The organism is Caulobacter sp. UNC358MFTsu5.1 (genome assembly GCF_000712075.1).
GTDB lineage: Bacteria > Pseudomonadota > Alphaproteobacteria > Caulobacterales > Caulobacteraceae > Caulobacter.
This window is the reverse complement of record NZ_JONW01000005.1, coordinates 779692-795916: the sequence shown is the minus strand read 5'-3', so window position 1 is coordinate 795916 and position 16225 is coordinate 779692. Positions and strand designations below refer to the sequence as shown.

At 70.9% G+C, this 16225-nt stretch carries 17 protein-coding genes; 7 read left to right on the top strand and 10 right to left on the bottom strand.

Features of this window, described 5'->3' with window-relative positions; translation table 11 throughout:
- Window positions 1-100: 100 nt before the first annotated feature.
- A complete protein-coding gene (locus BR39_RS0105535; RefSeq protein ID WP_029908543.1) occupies window positions 101-1642 on the top strand; it encodes an acetolactate synthase large subunit in 1542 nt (513 codons plus the stop codon).
- A 46-nt stretch (window positions 1643-1688) separates the two neighbouring features.
- Here the strand turns inward: BR39_RS0105535 and BR39_RS0105530 are convergent, their stop codons facing one another.
- Genes BR39_RS0105530 through BR39_RS0105520 form a run of 3 tightly spaced genes read right to left on the bottom strand, consistent with a single transcriptional unit; the run spans window position 1689 to window position 4263 of the window.
- Window positions 1689-3035 carry an ATP-binding protein gene (locus tag BR39_RS0105530; protein ID WP_029908541.1) on the bottom strand — a complete coding sequence of 449 codons (1347 nt, stop codon included), beginning with the start codon at window positions 3033-3035 and terminating at the stop codon, window positions 1689-1691.
- Complete coding sequence (locus BR39_RS0105525) at window positions 3035-3736, bottom strand: response regulator (protein WP_029908538.1); 702 nt, start codon at window positions 3734-3736, stop codon at window positions 3035-3037. Before BR39_RS0105525 ends, BR39_RS0105530 begins: the two co-directional genes overlap by 1 nt.
- Window positions 3733-4263, bottom strand: a complete 531-nt coding sequence (locus BR39_RS0105520; protein ID WP_051695210.1) for a MarR family winged helix-turn-helix transcriptional regulator — start codon at window positions 4261-4263, stop codon at window positions 3733-3735. Before BR39_RS0105520 ends, BR39_RS0105525 begins: the two co-directional genes overlap by 4 nt.
- 80 nt (window positions 4264-4343) lie before the next feature.
- On the opposite strand from BR39_RS0105520, the gene BR39_RS0105515 reads away from it, so the two are divergent.
- Together BR39_RS0105515 and flgE are read left to right on the top strand one after the other, a co-directional pair.
- Window positions 4344-5231, top strand: coding sequence for a branched-chain amino acid aminotransferase (locus BR39_RS0105515; RefSeq protein ID WP_029908534.1), 888 nt, complete (start codon window positions 4344-4346; stop codon window positions 5229-5231).
- 249 nt (window positions 5232-5480) lie between these two features.
- Window positions 5481-7163, top strand: a complete 1683-nt coding sequence (gene flgE / locus BR39_RS0105510) for a flagellar hook protein FlgE (protein ID WP_029908532.1) — start codon at window positions 5481-5483, stop codon at window positions 7161-7163.
- Between the two features lie 19 nt (window positions 7164-7182).
- Here the strand turns inward: flgE and BR39_RS0105505 are convergent, their stop codons facing one another.
- The 7 genes from BR39_RS0105505 to BR39_RS26385 all read right to left on the bottom strand — a co-directional run bounded on the left by BR39_RS0105505 (window position 7183) and on the right by BR39_RS26385 (window position 11206).
- Entirely contained in the window at window positions 7183-8157 is a 975-nt protein-coding gene (locus tag BR39_RS0105505; RefSeq protein ID WP_029908530.1) for a hypothetical protein, read from the bottom strand.
- 168 nt (window positions 8158-8325) lie between these two features.
- Window positions 8326-8739: a membrane protein gene (locus BR39_RS0105500; RefSeq protein ID WP_029908528.1), complete on the bottom strand. Its 414-nt coding sequence runs from the start codon at window positions 8737-8739 to the stop codon at window positions 8326-8328.
- Window positions 8740-9129: a DUF4870 domain-containing protein gene (locus BR39_RS0105495; protein WP_029908526.1), complete on the bottom strand. Its 390-nt coding sequence runs from the start codon at window positions 9127-9129 to the stop codon at window positions 8740-8742.
- A gap of 84 nt (window positions 9130-9213) precedes the next feature.
- Window positions 9214-9792 (bottom strand): hypothetical protein, encoded by a 579-nt coding sequence (locus tag BR39_RS0105490; RefSeq protein WP_029908523.1) that lies wholly within the window; start codon window positions 9790-9792, stop codon window positions 9214-9216.
- A complete protein-coding gene (gene folB, locus BR39_RS0105485; protein WP_029908521.1) occupies window positions 9792-10205 on the bottom strand; it encodes a dihydroneopterin aldolase in 414 nt (137 codons plus the stop codon). The genes BR39_RS0105490 and folB overlap by 1 nt, the downstream gene beginning before the upstream one ends.
- 10 nt (window positions 10206-10215) lie before the next feature.
- Entirely contained in the window at window positions 10216-10983 is a 768-nt protein-coding gene (locus BR39_RS0105480; protein ID WP_029908519.1) for an SDR family oxidoreductase, read from the bottom strand.
- Window positions 10984-10987: 4 nt separating this feature from the next.
- Window positions 10988-11206: a hypothetical protein gene (locus BR39_RS26385; RefSeq protein WP_197026646.1), complete on the bottom strand. Its 219-nt coding sequence runs from the start codon at window positions 11204-11206 to the stop codon at window positions 10988-10990.
- On the opposite strand from BR39_RS26385, the gene BR39_RS0105470 reads away from it, so the two are divergent.
- From BR39_RS0105470 to BR39_RS0105455, 4 genes are all read left to right on the top strand, one after another.
- On the top strand, window positions 11205-12134 hold the full coding sequence (locus BR39_RS0105470) for a S1/P1 nuclease (protein ID WP_029908517.1): 930 nt from the start codon (window positions 11205-11207) through the stop codon (window positions 12132-12134). The two genes, BR39_RS26385 and BR39_RS0105470, sit on opposite strands and share 2 nt — an antisense overlap.
- Before the next feature lie 9 nt (window positions 12135-12143).
- Window positions 12144-12614 (top strand): NUDIX domain-containing protein, encoded by a 471-nt coding sequence (locus BR39_RS0105465; protein WP_029908516.1) that lies wholly within the window; start codon window positions 12144-12146, stop codon window positions 12612-12614.
- Between the two features lie 110 nt (window positions 12615-12724).
- The gene (locus BR39_RS0105460) at window positions 12725-14164 is read left to right on the top strand and encodes an aldehyde dehydrogenase family protein (RefSeq protein WP_029908515.1); all 1440 of its coding nucleotides are present in this window, start codon (window positions 12725-12727) and stop codon (window positions 14162-14164) included.
- A gap of 127 nt (window positions 14165-14291) precedes the next feature.
- The gene (locus BR39_RS0105455; protein ID WP_029908514.1) at window positions 14292-16154 is read left to right on the top strand and encodes an AMP-binding protein; all 1863 of its coding nucleotides are present in this window, start codon (window positions 14292-14294) and stop codon (window positions 16152-16154) included.
- Window positions 16155-16225 lie beyond the last annotated feature (71 nt).

The following is a 16225-nucleotide window of genomic DNA, read 5'->3' as shown; positions in this document are numbered from 1 at the left end:
CAGCACTGTCCCCGCAACCTTCCCCGAGGGTGAACCCGCAACCCCGTTGGCGGGTCTCCCGAAATGTCGGAAGCTTCGCGCGAACGGTACGGAGAAGACCATGAACGGCGCCGACGCCCTGATCACCACCCTGGCCGACAACGGCGTCACCGCCTGCTTCGCCAATCCCGGCACCAGCGAGATGCAGTTCGTCGCGGCCCTGGACCGCGAGCCGCGCATGCGCAGCGTGCTGTGCCTGTTCGAGGGCGTGGCGACCGGGGCGGCCGACGGCTGGGGGCGGATGACCGGGACGCCGGCCTGCACCCTGCTGCACCTGGGGCCGGGCTACGCCAACGGCGCGGCCAACCTGCACAACGCCCGACGGGCCTACACCCCCATCGTCAACGTCGTCGGCGACCACGCCACCGACCATCGCCAGTACGACGCCCCGCTGAACTCCGACATCGCCGCCCTGGCCGCGCCCAATTCGCTGTGGGTCAAGTCGGCCGACAGCGCCGACGCCGTGGGTCCCCTGGCCGCCGAGGCGGTGGCCGCCAGCTTCGGCGCGCCGGGCGGCAACGCGTGCCTGATCCTGCCCGCCGACAGCGCCTGGAACGAGACCAGCGTCCCCGGGCCGACGGTCGAGCGGCCGAGGTTCCGCGCCCCGGACCCCGCCGCCGTCGCCGCCGTGGCCAGGGCCCTGAAGGCGGCCGCCAAGCCCGTGCTGCTGCTCGGCTCTGGCGCGTGCGGTGAGGCCGCCGTGGCCGCCGCCGGGCGGATCGCGGCCGCGGGCGTACGGGTGCTGACCGACACCTTCACCGCCCGTCAGGCGCGCGGCGAGGGCCGCTTCCGCCCCGACAAGCTGCCCTATTTCGGCGAGCAGGCCCTGAAGGACCTGGAGGGCGTCGACCTGATGGTGCTGGTCGCCACGACCGCGCCGGTGGCCTTCTTCGCCTATCCCGACCGGCCCAGCGTGCTGGTCCCCGACGGGTGCGCGACCCTGACCCTGTGCGACCGGGCCACGGACGCCACCGCCGCCCTGGACGCCCTGGCCCAGGCGCTGGACGCGCCGGCGGCGGGTGCGGTCGAGCCCTACGCCCCGGCCGCCGCCCCTTCGGGCAAGTTGGACGCCTGGGCCATGGGCGCGTCCATCGCCCGCCATATGCCGGCCGGGGCGATCATCTCGGACGACGCGGTGACCGCCGGCCTGCCGATCTTCACCCAGACCCGCAACGCCCGGGCCCACGACTGGCTGTCCCTGACCGGCGGGGCCATCGGCCAGGGCGTGCCCCTGGCCATCGGCGCGGCCGTGGCCTGTGCCGACCGCAAGGTGCTGAGCCTGAACGGCGACGGGGCGGGGATGTACACAGTCCAGGGCCTGTGGACGATCGCCCGCGAGCGGCTGGACGTGACGGTGGTGGTGTTCGCCAACCACGCTTACCGCATCCTGGGCATCGAGATGGGCCGCACCGGCGGCGGCGAGCCGGGCCCGGCGGCGTCGCGGCTCCTGGACCTGGGCGATCCGAGGATCGACTGGGTGTCGGTGGCGCAGGGCCTGGGCGTGCCCGCCGAACGGGTCGAGACGGCCGAGGCGTTCGACGAGGCGATGGCCCGGGCGATGAAAGCGCCGGGGCCGCGATTCATCGAGGCGGCGATGCGGTAGGGGCGGCTGGGGACATATACATGTGCATGTCCCCAATTTGATCCGCTCATCCCGGAAGTCTGAGCACCGCCCTCAGCCCGCCCATCGGCGACTTCTGCAGCGTCAGTTCGCCGCCCAGCCCGCGCGCCATGTCCCGCGCGATGGCTAGGCCGAGCCCCACGCCCTTCTCGTTCTGGTTTCGCGACTCGTCCAGGCGGTTGAAGGGCCGGAAGGCCTCCTCGTGGCGGTCGTCGGGGATGCCGGGGCCGTCGTCGTCGACGAAGATCCACACGCCGCCCGAGGGGGCGGCGGTGGACGAGACCCGCACGGTCTCGCCGTGGGCGGCGGCGTTGTCGATCAGGTTGGCCAGGGCCCGCTTGAAGGCCTGGGGCCGCAGGATGGCCGACAGGTCGTCGCCGATCGACACCTCGACCTTGGCCCCGGCCCGCTGGGCGCCCTCGCAGACCCCCTCGATCAGCGGCCGCAGCATGACCTGGCGGGCCTCCTCGCCGCCCTCGCCCCGGGCGAAGGCCAGGTACTCGTCGATCATGTGCTCCATTTCGGAGAGGTCGCGGGCCATGGCCTCCAACTGCGGGCTGGGCTCGGCCAGGGCGATCTCCAGCTTCAGCCGGGTCAGGGGCGTGCGCAGGTCGTGGCTGACGCTGGCCAACAGGGCGGTGCGCTGCTCGATATGGCGCTGGATTCGGGCCTTCATGGCCAGGAAGGCCGAGGCCGCCTGGCGCACCTCGCGCGCGCCGTGCGGCTTGAAGGCGGCCTGGTCGATGCCGCGCCCGAAGGCGTCGGCCGCGTCGGCCAGGCGCTCGATGGCCCGCACCTGGTTGCGGATGAACAGGATGGCCACCGCCGTCAGCAGCAGGGTGGCCACCACCATCCACAGGATGAAGATGTGGCCCTGGGTGGCGAAGGCGCGGTCGCGCGGGGCGATGATCCGCAGCACGCCTTCCTTGACCTGCACGCGGATGTCGACGTGGCCGGGATAGCGGGTGGTGTCGAACCAGAACGGGTCGTCCAGCCGGTCGTCCAGGGCCGTGCGCAGCGAGCGGTCCAGCGAGGCGAACAGCGAGGGCCGCTGGCCGGTCGGCAGCTTGCGGCCCTTCTGCAGGGCGATCGACAGCGACATCGACTCCTCGGCCCGCTCGGCCATCTTGTCGAGCGCCTCGGGCGAGGGATCGTCCTTGTAGGTCTGCACCGCCCAGGCCACGTCGCCGGCCAGTCCTTCGGACAGGCGGCTGGTGACGGTCTCCCAGTGGGCGTCGAAGAACGCCCAGGTGACGGCGATCTGCATCACCGCCACCGGCAGGACGATGATCAGCAGCGATCGCCCGAACAGCGAGGTCGGCAGCCACCGCTTGATCTGGCGGGGGATGTAGAGGCGGGTGCGGAAGCGGAACATCAGTCCGGCGCCAGCCGATAGCCGATCCCGCGCACGGTCTGCAGATATCTCGGGTTCTTCGGATCGGGCTCGATCTTGCGGCGCAGGCGGGTGACCTGGACGTCGACGGCGCGGCCGGTGGCGTCGACCGTGTCGCGGGCCAGCTCCAGGCGGTCGACGGGCGCGTGGGCGGCCTTGGCCAGGCGGCGCAGCAGGGCGACCTCGGCCTCGGTCAGGCGGATCGGCTCGCCGTCGCGGGTCAGCTCGCCGCGCTCGGGCTCGAAGGCGCAGGCCCCCAGGCTCAGGGCGCGCGGCCCCGACGGCTTGGGCGTCGAGCGGCGCAGGATCGACTCGATGCGCAGCAGCAGTTCGCGCGGCTCGAACGGCTTGGCCAGGTAGTCGTCGGCCCCGTGGGTCAGACCCTCGATCCGGTCGCTGGTCTGGTCGCGGGCGGTCAGCATCAGGATCGGCGTCCTGCCGGCCTCGCCGCCCCGGGCCCGCAGCCGCCGGGTGAACGAGAAACCGTCCTCGCCGGGCATCATCACGTCCAGCACCAGCAGGTCGAAGTCCATCGCGCCCGTCAGCCGGTCGGCGTGGGCGGCGTCGGCGGCGGCGCTGACCCGGAAGCCGGCGCGGGCCAGGAATTCCTTGAGCAGGGTGCGGATGCGGTCGTCGTCGTCGACGACCAGCAGATGGCGCTCGGCGCGTTCTTCTGGGGTCATAGCCCGTCCCGACGATTGAGGCCGACACCTTGGCGCGGTCCGGCCAGGGCCGCCAGGATGCGCCGCGTCCCGGCCACGCCGTCCAGGCCCCCGGTGCGGTAGGCGCGGCCCAGCAGGGTGCGCAGCCGCTCGGCCACCCGGTACTCGAAGGCGATCCCCTCGGGGGTCAGCTCGGCCGGCCGCCGGCGGGCGTCCAGGTCGCCGGACGCCTTGCGGGCCAGGCCCAGGCGCTGCAGGTCCGACAGGGTCTTGCTGGCCGCCTGCTTCGAAAGGCTGGTCAGCTTGGAAAGGTCCTGCACGCCGATGCCGGGCCGGCGGCGCAGCAGGAAGGCGGCGCGCCAGTGCGAGCGCCCCAGGCCCGGCCCCTCGCCCTCCAGGGCCGCGTCGACCGCCGCCCATAGGCCCGCCTCGGCCAGCAGCAGCAGCTCCAGCCCGCTGTCCAGCTGCTCCTCGCCCAGGATCAGGCGGGGGTCGGTCGATCCCCCGATCCCGCCGGGGGAAGGGCCGGGTGAAAGCGGCCCGGCCATCAGCTTGCGTCCATTTTATTTGACCTTCGCCGGCTCGGGGCGTCTAAGAGCCGGGTTCCAAATAAGGAGGTCTTGGACCGATGTCTCTCGTTCCCTTCGACGATCGCGATGGTTGGATCTGGCTGGACGGCCAGTTCGTCGCCTGGCGGGACGCGAAGGTGCACGTATTGACCCATGGCCTTCACTACGCCTCGTCGGTGTTCGAAGGCGAGCGGATGTACGGCGGCGAGATCTTCAAGCTGACCGAGCATACCGAGCGCCTGTTCAAATCGGCCGAAATCCTCGATTTCAAGATCCCCTACACGGTGGCCGAGATCGACGAGGCGTGCAAGGCGACCGCCGCCAAGAACGGCCTGACCGACTGCTATGTCCGTCCCATCGCCTGGCGCGGCAGCGAGATGATCGGCGTGTCGGCCCAGCAGACCAAGATCCACGTGGCCATCGCCGTGTGGGACTGGCCCAGCTATTTCGACCCGGCGACCAAGGCCAGGGGCATCCGCCTGACCTGGGCCAAGTACGACCGTCCGGCCCCGAACACGATCCCGACCGCCGCCAAGGCCGCCGGGCTCTACATGATCTGCACCATCTCCAAGCACGCCGCGGAGAAGGAAGGCTTCGCCGACGCGATGATGGTCGACTACCGCGGCTACATCGCCGAGGCGACCGGGGCCAACGTGTTCTTCGTCAAGGACGGCGCGCTGCACACCCCGATCCCGGACTGCATCCTGAACGGCATCACCCGCCAGACGGTGATCCAGATCGCCAAGGAACGCGGGATCCAGGTGATCGAGCGCCACATCGAGAAGGCCGAGCTGTCGACCTTCACCGAGTGCTTCATCGTCGGCACCGCCGCCGAGGTCACCCCGGTGTCGGAGATCGGCGAGTTCAAGTTCACCCCGGGCCAGCTGTCGCTGTCGCTGATGGACGCCTACGCCGCCCTGGTGCGGCGGGAGCTCGTGCCGGCGTAAGCTGGCGCTCTTACTGAAATGCAGATCCCGGAGGGCTCGGCTCTCCGGGATTTTTTATGGCCCGCCGCAGTTAACCATAAGATGGTGCGGTCGCGCCGCCTGGCAAAACCTACCCGGCAGAAGATCTCGAAACATAGTAAACGGCGATTATATTAACCATCTATACTACTCATTACCTGGAGCTTCCGCCTTTCGCACATGACTTGCACCGCGTCCGGCCAACGATAACCGGATGGGGTTCCACACGTCATGAGCATCAACAGCGCCATGTTGGCCGGGGTTTCCGGCCTGCTCGCCAATTCCTCGAGCCTGGCGGCGATCTCGGACAACATCGCCAACGTCAACACCGTCGGCTACAAGCGCAGCTCGGCCAACTTTTCGTCGATGGTCACCTCGCAGAGCAAGAACGGCAGCTACAGCGCCGGCGGCGTCGGGGCCAAGACCCACCAGTTCGTCAGCCAGCAGGGCCTGTCCCAGGCCACGACCTCGAACCTGGACCTGTCGATCTCGGGCGCCGGCTTCTTCGTGACCACCGAGAAGCCCGAGGGCCTGTCGCCCACCGACACCCGCTCGTTCACCCGCGCCGGCTCGTTCACCCTGGACAACCTGGGCTACCTGCAGAACGACGCCGGCCTCTACCTCCAGGGCTGGCTGGCCGACCCGGTGACCGGCATGATCACCACCGACCCCTCGGACCTGTCGCGGCTGTCGTCCATCAACGTCGCCACGGTCGGCGGGGCCGCCGAGAAGACCACCCGCGCCGGGATCAACGCCAACCTGCGCTCCGAGCAGACGGTGTCGGCGGCCGCCAACGCCAAGGTGACCAAGACCGCCGTGCCGGAAACCCCCGCGGCGACGCCCGCCGTGGACTACGCCGTCACCTACAGCCCGACCGGAACCGGCAATCAGTATTCGGTGTCGATCAGCCGGGCGGGAACCGTGGTGTCCACCGGCACGGCCACCTACGACCCCACCACCGGCGCCCTGACCGGCTACCTCCCCACCGGCGCGACCGTTCCGGTCACCACCCTGACCACCGCCGGCCAGACCGTGAACCTGTCCGACCTGGGCATGACCACCAAGGCCGACGCCGTCGCCGCCGGGGCCTACGACCCGGCCACCAACTCGATGTCGGACTACGCCCTGGACCCGACCAAGGGCGTCAAGCCGGACTTCGAGATCCAGCTGCCGGTCTCGGACTCCAAGGGCGGTCAGCGCACCATCACCCTGTCGCTGATCAAGGGGCCGGGTCCCAACGAGTGGTACGCCGAGCTGCGCGCCAAGCCCGGCGACCTGGACAACAACGCCAACGGCCTGATCAGCTCGGGCAAGATCACCTTCACCAACGACGGCAAGCTGGCCAGCACCGGCGGGCTGTTCGGGACCACCAACCCGACCTCGATCAGCATCGGCGCGTCCGATCCGCTGGCCACCGGCACGGGCCCGCGCTGGGCCGACGGCCTGGGCATCGACAGCCAGGACATCCAGATCGACCTGGCCAACGCCGCGGGCGGCCTGACCCAGTTCAACAGCCAGTCGGTGGTGCAGTCGGTCAACACCAACGGCACGGCGTTCGGCAACCTGACCAACATCGAGATCGACGATAAGGGCTATGTCTCGGCCATCTTCGACAACGGCGTCACCCGCCGCATCGCCCAGGTCGCCATCGCCACCTTCTCCAACCCGGACGGGCTGAAGGCGGTCAACGGCAACGCCTATCGGGTGACCAACGAGAGCGGCGGCTTCAGCCTCAAGACGCCCGGCGACGGCGGCGCGGGCTCGATCGCGCCCTCGACCCTGGAAGCCTCGACGGTGGACCTGTCGACCGAGTTCACCGGCCTGATCACCACCCAGCGGGCCTATTCGGCCTGTTCGAAGATCATCACCACGGCGGACCAGATGCTGGAGGAGCTGCTGAGCATCAAGCGGTAGGGCGAGCGGTGGGGCGAAGCTACCCCGCCACCTTCGCTTCCAGCTCCGCCAGCCGCGCCCGCGTGGACGCCAGGTCGGCCCCGAACCGCGCCGGGTCGGCCGCCGCCAGGCGGGCGGCCACGTCGTAGCTCTCGCGATAGAGGTCCAGGGCTCGCATGCGGTGCCCCCGGTCCTCGCGCAGGTCGGCCAGGCGCTCCAGCGACACCGACAGGGCGCGGCGGGCGTTGGGATCGGCGGCTTCGCGGCCGCCGTGCGAGCGGCGCAGGGCCAGGGCCTCCTCGAAGGCGGCCAGGGCCTCGTTCAGGCGACCCTCCATCTCGGCCACGTCGCCGACCCCCGACAGGGCGCCGGCCAGCAGCTCGTCGGCGGCGAAGTCGCCCCGGGGCGCGGCGGCGCGGGCGGCGCGGGCATAGCTGACCGCCTCCTCATAGGCCTCGGCGGCGTCGTCCAGCCGGCCCTGGCCGCGCGCGAAGTCGCCCAGGTCGCGGCGCGACACGGCCTTCTCGCGGTCGTCCCTGGCCATGCGCAGGAGGTGGTTCAGGGCCTGGGCCGCCTGGGACCAGGCTTCCTGGCGGCTCAGGCTGACCAGCCGGGCGCGGAGGCCCTCGAAGGTCTCGGCCGGGGCGGGCGGCGGCAGCTCGGCCGCGACGATCGGGGTGGCGACAGGGGGCGGGGCAGGCGGCGCGACGGGCGCGGCGACGACCGGCGCCGGTTCGGGCGCGGGCTCGACGGCCAGGACCGGTTCGGCGACCGGCTCCAGGTCCACCGGCGCCGGCCTGCGCCGCGCCTTGGGCTTGGGACGCGGGGTCAGGGCGGCGACGAGGAGCACTACCCCCGTGATCGCCGCCGCCCAGCCCACGAACGGACGGTGCGGCTCGAAGGGACCGAGATCCAGGTTCTGCGCCCAATCCCCCAGGACGCCGAAACCCGCGATCACGTACCCCGATGTCGCCAGGATCGTCCCGAGGACGACCCCCACGAGCCGAGCCAGCATGTCGTCCCCTCCACGACCCGTTCGTAAGGAGGAGGAGGTCAGCGCAGGGCCGCTCCGGCGTCGAGCCGTCTCAACCGCCAGGGGAAGGGGCGGGGCCAAGCGCCGCCATATCGGGCGCCGGGCGACCCGGGCGCCTGGGAAACGCCCATGACCTAACGGAAGCCGGGGTCAGAGCAGCCAGGCGTTTGGCCGCGGATAGGCCTGGCCCTGCAGCAGATAGACCAGGCCGACGATGCAGCGGACCACGAAGAACACGCCGATCGCGCCCATGATCGTGCCGCCGGCGATCAGCATCGGGATGCCGATCAGCAGCACCGCCAGGGCCAATCCCACCAGGAACAGCGCCATGCCGATCAGGAACCACCAGATCGACAGCCAGAAGGTGCGGATGGCGAAGGTGTAGTGGCTGGCGTTGATCGGCCCGGCCGTCTCGCGGTTGAGATAGGCGACAATCAATCCGACCAGGATGGTCAGGCCGTTGAAGCAGCCCAGCAGGTACAGGGCGTAGACCACGATCGGCAGGAGCTTGTCCTCCCCAAGGCGTTCGGGGGCGCGGGCGGGGCTTTCGGCGGCGTCGCTCATTCAGATCATCCAGTTGCGGGGCGTGGGATAGGGCTGGATCTTCAACAGCCAGGAAAGGCCGAGGATGCAGCGCACGGCGGTCCAGACCCAGACGGCGGGCAGGATCACGAAGCCGATGCCGACCGGCGTCAGCACGCCGCCGATCACCGAGAACAGCAGGGCCAGCCAGAAGGTGCGGATCTGGAAGACGTAGTGGGTGCGCAGCCAGTCGGGCGCGGCGTCCTTGCTGACATAGGCCAGGATCACCCCCACCACCCCGGTCAGTCCGGCCGAGATCAGGCCGGCCAGATAGAGGGCGTAGACGACCAGCGGCATGGTCTTGTCGTCCTGCAGGGCGGGCGGGACGGCGGGGTCGGCGGTCGGGTCGGCGGCGGGATCGGTCTGGCTCATGGAACGATGGTCGCCAATATCGGCCGCGAACGCAAATGAAGGTCGCGTCATGCTCCCTTCCCTCGCAAGGGGAGAGGGAGGGCGCTAAGCGCTCGGCAGGAGGGCCTCGGGCAGGGCGTGGGGGTCCAGTCCCTGGCCGCGTCCCAGCCACGGCAGCACCGCCATCAGCAGGATCAGCAGGAAGGCCATGCGCGCGGCCAAGGCCAGGGCGACGCCGGCCATGCCGGGCGTGAAGGCCAGCAGCAGCAGCACCGCCGTGCCCAGGGCCAGCAGGCCCATCACCCAGGTCAGGCCCTCGCGCACGTTCAGGCCCCCGGCCAGCTCGAAACGGGGCCCGCGCCCGCCCGGCGGGGCGAGGTCGGCGGCCACCGCGGCGACGGCGCGGGCGAACAGCGAGAAGCCGGCCAGCCGGTCCTCGAAGCGTCCGGGGCCGGTCCAGCTCTGGGACGGCAGCAGCAGCTTGTGGCGGCGGCCGAACACCAGGGTCAGGGCCCGGTGGCGGTCGCCGTCGCGCGGCCGCGACAGGCGGAAGGCGGTCAGGGCGGAGAGGGGGAAGCGGCGTTCCTGCCGGCCGCGGCGCTCGACCAGGTCCGCGCCGTCCAGGGTCCAGACCGTCTCCGGCTGGAAGGGGACGAGGCGGGCGCTGTGCGACAGCGTGGCCATCACCCCCGGACGGCGGTGATTTCCACCCCGGCGGCGGCGGCGTGGGGCGCCAGGGCCAGGGGCTTTTCCACCCGCACGCGGGCGCGGGTCACGCGGCTGTCGGCGAAGCTGGCCTGGGCCAGGCGCTCGGCGAAGGTCTCGACCAGGTCGATATGGCCCTCGGCGGCGATGGCCTGGGCGGCCTGGAGGATGGTCTCGTAGTTGACGGTGTCGCCCAGGTCCTCGCAGTGGCTGGCGGCGACGTCCAGCTCGACGTCGATGACCAGGGGCTGCTGGCGGCCGTGCTCGTGGTCATAGACCCCGATCCAGGCGTCGACCTTCAGGCCGCGCACGAACACCTTGGTGACGATGACCCGGGCCGGCGTGGGCTGGGTCGCTTCGTTCGGAAGGTTGGTCAGGGGTTGGGCGGCCAAGGCGAGACTCTCAGGAACCGATGACATCGGGGGTGCGCCAGCCCAGATGCTGGCCCGCGTCGACCGCGATCATCTGGCCCGTGACCGACGTTGCGTCAATGAGGTAGCGCAGGGCCGCGGCGATGTCGCCCGGCGAAACGGCCCGTTCCAGCGGGGTTCCGGCGGCCTCGCGCTCGAATTCGCCGGAGGCCTGGTGCACCGAGGCCAGGGTCGGGCCGGGGCCGATGGCGTTGACCCGCACGCGCGGCGCCAGGTCCTGGGCCATGGTCTGGGTCACCCACCACAGGCCGGCCTTGGACAGGCTGTAGCTGAAGAACTGCGGATTGGGCCGCAGCACGCGCTGGTCGATGATGTTGACGATCTGGCCGCCATTTGAAGAGGGGGCGCCGGCGGGCAGGGCGGCGGCGAAGGCCTGGGCCAGCACGACCGGGGCGCGCAGGTTGGCGTCCAGATGGGCGTCCCAGCTTTGCCGGGTCGCCGTGGCCAGGCGGTCGTCCTCGAAGGTCGAGGCGCTGTTGACCAGCAGGGTGACGGGGCCCAGGGCCTGGGCGGCGCGGCCGATCAGGGCGGCGGTCTGGCCCTCGTCCGTCAGTTCGGCGTCGAGGACGACGGCCCGGCGGCCCAGGGCGGCGATCTCGTCGGCGACGGCCTGGGCTTCATCTCGAGCCGTGCGGTAGTGGACGGCGACGTCGAAGCCGGCGCGCGCGGCTTCCAGCGCCAGGACCCGGCCGATCCGGCGGCCGGCGCCGGTGACCAGGGCCGCGCCGCGCTCGGTCATGGTCTTAGTCGAAACGGCCGAATTCGAACTTGTTGAGGCCGAGGATGACCACCAGGAAGATGGCGATGACGCCGATCGCGACCATGAGCTTGAATCCGTTTTCAGACTGAAAGGTGATGCGGGCTTTAGCCTCGCGCGACGCCGACCGCAAGGCTGGGCGTCGCGCGGCGCTTGACCCGGCGGGGCGACGGGGGCCTGCTGGGCGGAAAAGGGGGAGGGACATGCGCAGAAGCCTGATCGCGGCCGTGGCGACGGCGGCCTTGGCCGTGGCCGCCCTGGCGCCCGCGCCGGCCCTGGCCTGGAACGACCAGGGGCACATGGCGACCGGCGACATCGCCTATGACGTCCTGGCCGAGCGCGATCCCAAGGCCGTGGCCGCGATCGTCGCCCTCATGCGCGACCATCCCGACCACGCCGCCTTCGAGCGCCAGCTGGCCGGGCTGACGGGCCGGGCGCGCGAGCGGCGGCTGTTCGCCCTGATGGCCCGCTGGCCCGACGACACGCGCGGCAGCCCCCATGACCGTCCCGATTGGCACTACGCGGTCAAGGTGGTCTCGCCCTGGCGCTTCGTGATGCCGCTGTCGTTCGGCCATGGCGAGCGCGCCTTCCGCGACAACCTGGCGATCGCCCGCGACCCCAGGGCGCCGCGCGCCGACCGCGCGGTCGCGCTGTGCTGGATCATGCACGGGGTCGGCGACCTGCATCAGCCGCTGCACGCCGGCCATTGGATGTCGTGGACATTCCCCAAGACCGACCGGGCCGGCACGATCGCCTATGTGCGCTGGGCGCCGGGCGGTCCGTCGGTCGACCTGCACGAGTTCTGGGACGGGGTTCCCAACCGGCCGGGCGGACGGGACGTCGGCTCCGAGGCTCTGGCCGCGGCGGCCGAGGCGGCCCACCCTCGTCCGACCGGCGGCGGCCTGGGTCCGGACCCCTACCGCGCCTTCCTGACCTGGGAGCACGAGAGCTGGGTCCTGGCCAAGACCGTGGCCTACCGGGACGGCGCCCTGGCCACCGGCAGGACGCGGGCCGAGGCGCCCGTGCTCCCGAAGGGCTATTGGGCCACGGCCCGCGACCTGGCCGAGCTGCGGATCGCGACGGCCGGCTATCGGCTGGCGGACGTGCTGGCGCTGGTGCGCGCGGAGCCCTAGGTTTCCGCCATGCTCTGGCGCCGCCGTGTCGAACCGTTCACCCGTCCCTTCGTCTATGCCTGGTTCCGCGCCCGGCGGGGCCTGACCCTGGGCGTGCGCGGGGTGGTCACCGACGCCGAGGGGCGGGTGCTGCTGATCGAGCATACCTATGTCCACGGCTGGTACCTGCCCGGCGGCGGGGTCGAGCGCGGCGAGACGGCCGAGACGGCCCTGGCCCGCGAGATGCAGGAGGAGGCCGGGGTGCGGGTGCTGGGCCGGCCCAGCCTGGTCTCGGTGCACAGCAACGAGCCGCGCCATCCCGGCGACCACGTGCTGGTCTACCGAGTCCACGCCTGGGCGCCGTGCGCCGCCAACGCCCAGGGCGAGATCCACAAGGTCGGCTGGTTCGCCCCCGACGCCCTGCCGGACGGGACCACGCCCAGCACTCGCCGGCGCATCGTCGAGGCGTTGCATGGCGCCGAATGCGACCCGATGTGGTGAGGGGCGAACGATCGGCCCTTCCCCAGTGATCAATGATCATTAAAATGGATGTTTGAACGAGGGCCGCCGTCCTTCCGGACGTGAGCCGCCCCAGCCCGGAGGAGCACGGCATGCGCGACTACCTGAAGTTCTACATCGACGGTCAGTGGGTCGAGCCGAAAGGCTCCAAGACTGTGGACGTGATCAATCCGGCCACCGAGGCCGTCGCCGGCCGGGTGACCCTGGGTACGGCCGACGACGTGGACCTGGCCGTCCGCGCCGCCCGCAAGGCCTTCGCCACCTACTCCCAGACCAGCCGCGAGGAGCGCATCGACCTGCTCGAGCGGATCATCGCCGAGTACCAGAAGCGCTTCGAGGACATGGCGAAAGCCATCACCGAGGAGATGGGCGCCCCGTCGTGGCTGGCCCAGCGCGCCCAGGCGGCCATGGGCATCGCCCACGTCCAGACCTCGCTGCAGGTGCTCAAGGACTACAAGTTCGAGGAAGACCGCGGCACGACCCGGCTCGTGAAGGAGCCGATCGGCGTCTGCGCCTTCATCACCCCGTGGAACTGGCCGATCAACCAGATCGCCTGCAAGGTCGCGCCGGCCCTGGCCACCGGCTGCACCATGGTGCTCAAGCCCTCGGAAGTGGCCCCGTTCTCGGCCTGGATCTGGACCGAGATCCTGGCCGCCGCCGGCGTGCCGGCCGGCGTCTACAACCTGGTCAACGGCGACGGCCCCACGGTGGGCGCGGCGCTCAGCTCGCATCCGGAAGTCGACATGGTGTCGTTCACCGGCTCGACCCGGGCCGGCGTCGAGGTGGCCAAGAACGCCGCCCCGACCGTCAAGCGCGTGCACCAGGAACTGGGCGGCAAGAGCCCCAACATCATCCTCGACGACGCCGACTACCAGAAGGCGGTCGGGGGCGGCGTGGCCTCGGTGATGATGAACTCGGGCCAGTCGTGCAACGCCCCGACCCGGATGCTGGTCCCGTCCAAGCGCATGGACGAGGTGATCGCCATCGCCAAGGCCGCCGCCGAGGCCCACACCGTGGGCGACCCGAACGGCAACTCAAAGCTGGGTCCCGTGGTCTCGGAAGTGCAGTGGAACAAGATCCAGGGCCTGATCCAGAAGGGCGTCGACGAGGGCGCGACCCTGGTCTCGGGCGGCCCCGGCAAGCCGGAAGGCCTGGAGACCGGCTACTATGTGAAGCCGACGGTGTTCGCCAACGTCACCTCGGACATGACCATCGCCAAGGAAGAGATCTTCGGCCCGGTGCTGGCGATCCTCGGCTATGACGGCGTCGACCAGGCGGTCGAGATCGGCAACAACACCGAATACGGCCTGGCGGCCTATGTCTCGGGCAACGACCAGTCGGAAGTCCGCTCGGTGGCGTCCAAGCTGCGCGCCGGCCAGGTGGTGCTGAACGGCGCCGGCCCCGATCTGATGGCCCCGTTCGGCGGCTACAAGATGAGCGGCAACGGCCGCGAATGGGGCGACCACGCCTTCGGCGAGTTCCTGGAGACCAAGGCCATCCTCGGCTACGGGACGAAGGCCGCGGCGGAGTAGCTTTTGGGTCCGTCCCTCCCCTCGTGGGGAGGGAAAACCTCTCTCGCTTCCCCAAACGGAAACCTTGTCGCGCCCGCGCCCAGGGCGCACGGTCAAGGGAACAACGATAACCCGAGGGAGTGAGACCATGACGCCGGCCGACGGCGCGTCGACCCCGCGCGACGCCAGCACCGCCCCGTTCAAGCCCCTGGCCATGAGGGGCCCCGACGTCAGCGTCGACCGCCGGCCCGACGGCAGCATCGTCATCACGTCCAACCATCCGCCCGGCGAGGGGCCGCGCACGATCAGCCACCTGCTGGCCGAACGCGCCGCCCAGCATCCCGACCGGCCCTATCTGAAGCAGCGCGAGCCGAACCACGGTCCGTGGCGCGGGGTCACCTACGGCGAGGCCCAGCGGGCGGTCGAGGGGATCAGCCAGTGGCTGCTGGACCAGGGCGTCACGGCCGACGACAGCGTGATGATCCTGTCGGGCAACTCGATCGAGCACGCCCTGATGACCCTGGGGGCCTATGGCGCGGGGGCGCCCGCCGCCCCGGTCAGCCCGGCCTACAGCCTGATGTCCACCGACCACGGCAAGCTCAAGCATTGCTTCGACAAGGTCGCGCCCAAGGTCGTCTTCGCCCAGTCCGGCGCCCTGTTCGACAAGGCGATCGCCACCCTGAAGGCGATCAAGCCCGACCTGCTGCTGGTCACCGCCGACGGGACCGGAGAGGGGGCGATCCCGTTCGCGACCGTCGCCGCCCCCCCCCCGCGCGACGTCGCCGCCAAGCGCGAGAGCCTGACGCCCGCGACGGTGGCCAAGTACCTGTTCACTTCCGGCTCGACCGGCATGCCCAAGGGCGTGCCCCAGACCCACGCCATGATGGCGGGCGTCATCGCCGGCCAGGAAGGCCTGCGCACCGACGAGCCCACCGACGAGATTCCCAACAGCCTGGAATGGATGCCCTGGAGCCACATCTCGGCGGGCAACATCGGTTTCAACGGCGTGCTATGGGCCGGCGGCACGCTGTGGATCGACGAGGGCAAGCCGCTGCCGGGCATGTTCGAGACCACGATCAAGAACCTCTACGAGGTCTCGCCCGTGGTGTTCGGCTCGGCCCCGATCGCCTTCTCGATGCTGGCAGGGGCGATGGAGGGCGATCCCGTCCTCCGGAAGGCGTTCTTCAAGAACCTGAAGTACATGGGCTATGGCGGCGCCACGCTGTCGGACGACGTCTACACCCGCATGCAGGCCCTGGCCGTGGCCGAGACCGGCCACCGCGTGCCCCTGACCACCATGTACGGCGCCACCGAGACGCAAGGCGTGACCGTGGTCCACTGGCTGACCGAGCGGGTCGGGCTGGTCGGCCTGCCGCTGCCCGGCATCGCCCTGAAGCTGGCCCCGGCCGGCGCCAAGTACGAGGTGCGGGTCAAGGGCCCCACCGTGGCCGGCGGCTATCACAAGGACCCGGAGAAGACCGCCGCGGCCTTCGACGAGGAGGGCTTCTACAAGCTGGGCGACGCGGCGCGGTTCGTCGATCCGGACGACCCTTCGAAGGGCCTGGTGTTCGACGGCCGGGTGACCGAGGACTTCAAGCTGGACAGCGGCACCTGGGTCAGCGTCGGGGTTCTGCGTCCCGACCTGGTGGCGGCCTGCAGCCCCTACATCCACGACGCGGTGATCGCCGGCCAGGACAAGCCGTTCATCGCCGCCATGGTCTGGCCCTCGCCCGCCGGCCTGGCCGCCCTGGTCGCCGACGAGGGGCCGGGCACGCCGCTGGACAAGCTGACGGCGATCCTGCGCGAACGGATCGGGGCCTTCAACGCCGCCGCCGGCGGTTCGTCGCGCCGCGTGGCCCGCGTGACCATCCTGACCGAACCGCCGTCCATCGACGCCGGCGAGATCACCGACAAGGGCTATGTGAACCAGCGCGCGACGCTGGAGCGCCGGGCCAAGGTGGTGGAGGGGCTGTATGTGGCGGAGCCTGGTGAGGGCGTGATCGTGATCTGAGGCCGGGGACATGCGCTCGCGCGTGTCCCCAAGCGCTCATTCGCGCCTCTAAATTCGTCATCCTCGGGCTT